Source organism: Streptomyces sp. MnatMP-M17 (genome assembly GCF_900091995.1).
Classification (GTDB): Bacteria; Actinomycetota; Actinomycetes; order Streptomycetales; family Streptomycetaceae; genus Streptomyces.
Window position 1 is genome coordinate 1 of sequence record NZ_FMDK01001030.1, and the last position, 6,128, is coordinate 6,128.

The 6,128-nt window shown below is 72.4% G+C and carries 7 protein-coding genes; 5 read left to right on the forward strand and 2 right to left on the reverse strand.

The features are described from left to right. A partial coding sequence (locus GA0115259_RS35415) for a PadR family transcriptional regulator (RefSeq protein ID WP_141716831.1) occupies nt 1-379 on the forward strand: 379 nt, incomplete at its 5' end. 95 nt (nt 380-474) lie between these two features. Here GA0115259_RS35415 and GA0115259_RS35420 read toward each other — a convergent pair. After that, entirely contained in the window at nt 475-669 is a 195-nt protein-coding gene (locus tag GA0115259_RS35420; RefSeq protein WP_093604467.1) for a hypothetical protein, read from the reverse strand. A 306-nt stretch (nt 670-975) separates the two neighbouring features. Between GA0115259_RS35420 and GA0115259_RS35425 the strand changes: the two genes are divergently transcribed. The 3 genes from GA0115259_RS35425 to GA0115259_RS35435 all read left to right on the forward strand — a co-directional run bounded on the left by GA0115259_RS35425 (nt 976) and on the right by GA0115259_RS35435 (nt 3,930). Further along, nucleotides 976-1,584: a Clp protease N-terminal domain-containing protein gene (locus GA0115259_RS35425; RefSeq protein ID WP_093604469.1), complete on the forward strand. Its 609-nt coding sequence runs from the start codon at nt 976-978 to the stop codon at nt 1,582-1,584. Between the two features lie 143 nt (nt 1,585-1,727). Further along, on the forward strand, nt 1,728-2,741 hold the full coding sequence (locus tag GA0115259_RS35430) for an EamA family transporter (RefSeq protein WP_093604471.1): 1,014 nt from the start codon (nt 1,728-1,730) through the stop codon (nt 2,739-2,741). Nucleotides 2,742-2,970: 229 nt separating this feature from the next. Then, nucleotides 2,971-3,930, forward strand: a complete 960-nt coding sequence (locus tag GA0115259_RS35435) for a DMT family transporter (protein WP_237540725.1) — start codon at nt 2,971-2,973, stop codon at nt 3,928-3,930. Between the two features lie 132 nt (nt 3,931-4,062). Here GA0115259_RS35435 and GA0115259_RS35440 read toward each other — a convergent pair whose 3' ends face one another. Further along, nucleotides 4,063-4,788, reverse strand: a complete 726-nt coding sequence (locus tag GA0115259_RS35440) for a pyridoxamine 5'-phosphate oxidase family protein (RefSeq protein WP_093604475.1) — start codon at nt 4,786-4,788, stop codon at nt 4,063-4,065. A 35-nt stretch (nt 4,789-4,823) separates the two neighbouring features. Between GA0115259_RS35440 and GA0115259_RS35445 the strand changes: the two genes are divergently transcribed. Next, nucleotides 4,824-6,128 (forward strand): aminotransferase class I/II-fold pyridoxal phosphate-dependent enzyme (locus GA0115259_RS35445; RefSeq protein ID WP_093604479.1); only part of this gene is annotated, 1,305 nt, incomplete at its 3' end.

Consider the following 6,128-nt stretch of genomic DNA (forward strand, 5'->3'; position numbering starts at 1 on the left):
CGGGTACGAGATGATCCAGGAGATCGGCGAGCGCAGCGGCGGGGCCTGGCGGCCCAGTCCCGGCTCGGTGTATCCGACACTCCAGTTGCTGGAGGACGAAGGGCTGATCATCAGCCGGAGCGAGGGCGGCAAGAAGCTGTTCACGCTCACCGAGACCGGGCGCACCGAGGCCGAATCGGGGCCCGACGCGCCGTGGGAAGAGGCCGGGCGCACCTTCGACTGGGACACGGTGAACGAGATCCGGCAGGCCGGATTCGGGCTGATGGAAGCGTTCGGACAGGTCTGGAAGACCGGTACGCCCGAGCAGCGGCAGAAGGCCCTCGGGATCATCAACGAGTCCCGTAAGAAGCTGTATCTGATCCTCGCCGACGAGGACTGACAAGGACTGACGAGGACCGGTGTACGGTCCCGCCGGCACGACACGGGCCCCGCGGTTTCGGCCGCGGGGCCCGCGCGCGTGTCCGTTGCCGGCCGTCAGACCCGGTCGGCCGAGCCGAGCCGCCAGAACACCGCCGAGTCGAACCAGTCCGACGCCCGTGGATACGGTCCCTCGTCATGGCAGTGGAACGCCGCCCAGAAGATGTCTCCGCGCAGCGCGTCGGCCGGCGCGTACACGCGGTAGACGTACTGCCGCCCGTCCACGGCGAGCAGGGCGACCATCCAGTACAACGAGACTCTCCTCCCGGCCGCCGCGGGTGATGGCGCCGTCCGTACGTGTCGGACGCGAGGGCGCTCCATGGCGGTTGCGCACGGGCGAGGGACGGCAGGCGGGGGACAGCGCGGGGACGGCAGGCTGAGGACGGCGGTGCGGACGTTGATGCGCGGAAAGCAAGGCGGCGCGAGTCCCTGAGGGATTAGGGCCGCGATCTCCTACGTAAGGAGGAGAACCCGGCCGGACGCGCCCACCTTCGGTGGGACGCGGAAATGCTCCCCGGCGGGGATGTCGGGCGCAGACGGGACTGATGGGGTGGGAGGGTGCAAAGCCCTCCTCCGCGGGTGCCGGAACAGACCGCACCGACCCGAGCCGACAACGCGCCGGCGCGTGCCGGTGCCGAGCGGAGACGTGCCGCGGCCGAGGCCCGGCTCACGACGGAACTGGTCTCCGTGCTCTCGGGCGCGCGCCGCAGGGCGCTGCGCGACGGTGACGCGCAGATCGACACGGCCCATCTGCTGCACTCGCTGCTGGAGACGGACCCGGAGGTGCGGTCGGCGTTCGGCGGCGGTGGCCATGCGGGTGGTCAGACGGGTGACCAGGTGGTCAAGGTGCTCGGCTATCTCGTTCAGCGCAGTATCGGCTACGGACTGCGCTGGCAGCGGACGGTGGAGGACTCGGGCGCCGTGCCCGTGGTGCGGGAGCGTGCCATGAGCGGCTGGTCGCCGGGGGCCGTCACCGCCATGCGGCGCGCGCTGGAACGCGCCGCGCGGCACGGCGAACCGCGCGCCCGCGGGCTCGATCTGCTCGCCGCGCTCGTCTCGGACCGGGAGTGCCGGGCGGTCGATGTGCTCGTACGGGCCGGTGTGGACGCGGAGGCGCTGGCCGAGCGGCTGTCCCGGGCGCACGGGCAGAGTGCGGGGCCGGGCTGAGTGCTGAGAGCTGAGTGCTGAGTACTGCGAACCGGGCGCTGAGAGCTGAGCGCCGAGCGCGACGGTGGTGGCTGTTCCGGCCGCTGTGTCTCGACAGGTGTCACAAGGGTGTTACTCCTGACGTCACCTGTCATGATGTCGCCATGCACGCGTCTCAGGGGAGGAGCGTCGGCCTGGGCATCGCCCTGGCGTCGGCGTTCGCGTTCGGCGGTTCAGGCGTCGCGGCCAAGCCGCTCATCGAAGCGGGGCTCGATCCGCTCCATGTGGTCTGGCTACGGGTGACCGGCGCCGCGGTGGTCATGCTGCCGCTGGCCTGGCGCCACCGTGCCCTGCTGCTGCGCAGGCCCGCGCTGCTCGCCGGCTTCGGCCTGTTCGCGGTGGCCGGCGTACAGGCCTTCTACTTCGCGTCGATCTCCCGTATCCCCGTCGGGGTCGCGCTGCTGATCGAGTACTTCGGCCCGGTGCTCGTGCTGCTCTGGGTACGTTTCGTCCAGCGGCGGCATGTCACCCGCGCCGCCGCCGTGGGCGTGGTGCTCGCGGTGGGCGGACTCGCCTGTGTGGTCGAGGTCTGGGCCGGGCTGAGTTTCGATCCGGTCGGAGTCCTGCTCGGACTCGGCGCCGCCTGCTGCCAGGCGTTCTACTTCATCCTGGCCGACCAGGGCACCGGTGGTGAGGACGCGCCGGATCCGCTGGGCGTGATCGCGTACGGGCTGCTCGTCGGCGCGGGCGTGCTGACCGTCGTCGCCCGTCCCTGGAGCATGGACTGGTCCCTGCTCGGCGGAAGCGCCGACATGGGCGGCTACGAGGTCTCCGCAGGACTGCTGCTGGGCTGGATCGTCCTGATCGCGACCGTGCTCGCCTATGTGACCGGTGTCGTCTCGGTACGCAAGCTCTCCCCGCAGGTGGCGGGCGTGGTCGCCTGTCTGGAGGCCGTCGTCGCGACCGTACTGGCCTGGGTGCTGCTGCGGGAGCATCTCTCGGCGCCGCAGATCGTCGGTGGAGCCGTCGTGCTCGTCGGCGCCTTTATCGCGCAGTCGACGACTCCGACGGCGTCGGCACCGCCGTCAGGGCCGGTGGCGGGCGGACCTGGTGGCGGGTCGGCGACGGAACTGTCCACGGGCGGGACGCGGTTGTCCGCCGAGCGCACCACACCCTAGGCTGCCGATCATGCATTCGACCGTACTGCCGCCTCCCGCCGCATAGCGCGGGCGGCCATCCGCCGACGAAGACCGGGCTCGGGCCGGGCTGTCCTTCGGACAGCACTGATTCCCGTGCGGTTCGTCGCTGCCCGCGTGACGGAGCTGAGCGACCATCCACCCGTTCTTTGTACGGAGACGTCACGTGTCGATGCCTTCTTCCGCTTCTTCTTCCGCGCCCGCTTCCGGTATGCCCGTCGGGTCCGGTATGCCCGTCGGGCAAGGCCTGTTCCTTCTGATCATCGCCGGGATCGCCTGGGGGACCGCGGGAGCCGCCGGCTCGCTGGTCTACCGGATCAGCGATCTCGGTCCTCTCGCGCTCTCCTTCTGGCGCTGTGCCGGCGGGCTCGTCCTGCTGCTCGGCGCGCTCGCGCTGCGGCGGCGCCGTGAGCCCATGCCCGGCGCCGCTGAGCCACGGCGCCGGCGGCTGTTCCGTACCGTCGCCACCGGCATCGGTCTGACCGTCTTTCAGAGCGCCTACTTCGCCGCCGTCGAGGCGACAGGGCTCGCGGTCGGCACGGTGGTCACCCTCGGCGCGGGACCTGTCCTCATCGCGCTCGGCGCGCGCTTCACGATGGGCGAGCGGCTGGGCGGCGGCGGTCTGGTCGCGGTGACCGGCGCGCTGGCCGGTCTCGGAGTGCTCGTACTCGGTGGCGGAAGCGGCACCGTACGTCCCGTCGGAGTGGCGCTGGCGATCCTGTCGGCGGCCGGATACGCGGCGATCACCCTGCTCACCCGGAGGCTGGGACGGGACGGCGGCGGAGCCGACCCCATGGCCACCACCGCCTGGGCCTTCGCCATCGGCGCGGTCCTGCTGCTGCCGCTCGCCGTGGGCGAAGGGCTGGTGCCGCACACCGCGGAACCGGCGCGCGTGATCTGGCTGTTCGTGTACGTCGCGGCCGTGCCCACGGCGCTCGCCTACGCCCTCTACTTCGCGGGCGCGGCGGTGGTGCGCGCCGCGACCGTCTCTGTGATCACGCTGCTGGAGCCGGTGAGCGCGGCGGTGATCGCGGTCGCGCTGCTCGGTGAGCGCCTGACCGTCGCCACCGTCGTGGGCACACTCCTGCTGCTCGCGGCGGTGGCCGGGCTCGCGCTGGCGGAGGCCAGGAGTGCGGCGGTCCGGCGCAGGGCCGCGGCGGCGCTGGTCTGACACCGGGCGACGGCGGAGGCGCGGATCTCATGGGAGTCATGTCCGTGATCCTGCCCGTGATCCGCGCCTCCGTCGCGTGGCGAGGGCGCCTCATGCGTGCGGGAGAGCACCCCGTGCATGCGGGAGAGCGCCTCAGAGCACCGAGAGATAGTCGGGCAAAGTGACGGCCGGGTCGAGATCGTCGGCCGGTACCGGAGCGCCGTAGCCGCGCGCCAGAGGCACCACGCCGGCCCAGTGCGGCAGTCCGACATCCTCGGCGTCGTCGTTGGGACCGCCGGTACGGACCTTGGCGGAGACCTCGTCCAGATCGAGGCGGATCACGGCGGTCGCGGCCAGTTCACGGTCGTTGGCCGGGCGCGAGTCGTACGAGCGGCCGGGCACCACATGGTCGACGATCGCGTCGAGGGCGGTGCGCCGCTCCCCGGCGTCGGTCACCTGGCGGGCGATGCCGTGGACCACCACGGAGCGGTAGTTGATCGAGTGGTGGAAGGCGGAGCGGGCCAGGACCAGACCGTCGACATGGGTCACCGTCAGACAGACCGCCAGCCCGGGAGCCTCCGTACCGTCGGAGGCTGCTCCGGCCTGTTCGCCCGCCGATCGCGGCCCGCCCGCCATACGTAGTGGGCGCGAGCCGGTCGAGCCATGGACGTACAGCCGCTCGCCCACCCGGCCGTAGAGCGTCGGAAGAACCACGGGCGCTCCATCGCGCACAAAACCGAGATGGCAGATATACGCCTCGTCCAGGATGGCGTGCACCAGCTCACGGTCGTACGCCGCCCGCTCCCTGGCGCGGGTGGGGACCGTCCGTGCGGTGGGCCGGTAGGCGGCGGTGGCGCTCGGTGGCGCGGTCTCCGGCATGGCGTCCTCCATTGCACTAGTGCATAATGTTCTTTGTGCTAGGAGAGTATCGGATTACAGGTCGGGGCGCGGCGGAGATTACCGCGAGCGTGGAGCGCGCGGTCGGTGCGGGTGAGCTGGCGCCTGGCCAACTGCTGCCTCCGATGCGGGAGTTGGCGACACGGCTCGGCGTCAACCCGAACACCGTCGCGGCGGCCTACCGCACTCTGCGCGAGCGCGGAGTGATCGAGACGGCCGGGCGCAGAGGCAGCCGGGTGCGACCGCGTCCGGCCAGTACGGCCCGTGGCTCGATCCGCGTCGACGCGCCTCCCGGCGTACGGGATGTGTCGGAGGGCAATCCCGATCCGGCTCTGCTGCCCGCGCTGGACGACGCTCTCGCCGCCGCCGCGCGCCATAACGCGCGAGAGCCCGGGATGTACGGACAGCCGCCCGTGGACGCGGAGTTGGCGCGGCTGGCACGTGCGGAGCTCGACGCCGACGGAGTGCCCGCCGGGCCCGTCGCCGTCACCTCCGGTTCGCTGGACGCGATCGAGCGGGTGCTGACCGCCCGGCTCCGGCCCGGTGACGCGGTCGCCGTCGAGGATCCGGGCTGGGGCAGTCTGCTGGATCTCGTACCCGCGCTCGGACTGCGGCCCGTACCGGTGGGACTCGACGACGACGGGCCGCTCCCCGCCGAGCTGGACCGGGCGCTGCGGGCCGGGGTGCGCGCGGTCGTCATCACCGGCCGTGCGCAGAATCCCACGGGCGCCGTGGTGGGCGCGGCCCGCGCGGAGGAGTTGCGCGCCCTGCTCGCGGCCCGTCCCGAGGTGCTGCTCATCGAGGACGACCACGGCCATCGCATCGTGGACGTACCGCTGCATCCGCTCGCCGGAGCCACGGAGAGCTGGGTGCTCGTACGGTCCACCGCGAAGGCGTACGGACCCGATCTGCGGCTCGCGGTGCTGACCGGCGACGCGGAGACCGTGGACCGGGTGCTGGGCCGTCAGCAGCTCGGTCCCGGCTGGGTGAGCCGGCTCCTCCAGCGGGCCGTCGTCCAGCTCTGGACCTCGGGAGCCGTGGACGCGCGGGCGGTGGCCAGGTCGTACGGGCTGCGCCGTGACGCGCTGGTCACGGCGCTGGCGGAGCGGGGCGTCGAGGCGCACGGCCGCAGCGGGATGAATGTCTGGGTGCCGGTGGCCGACGAGACCGGCGCGGTGGCGCGGCTGCTGCACGCGGGCTGGGCGGTCGCACCTGGAGCGCGCTTCCGGATGGCCGCGCCGCCGGGCGTACGGCTGACCGTGTCGTCCCTGACGGACGAGGACATCGGTCCGGTCGCCGACGCGGTGGCGGCAGCGGCGGGG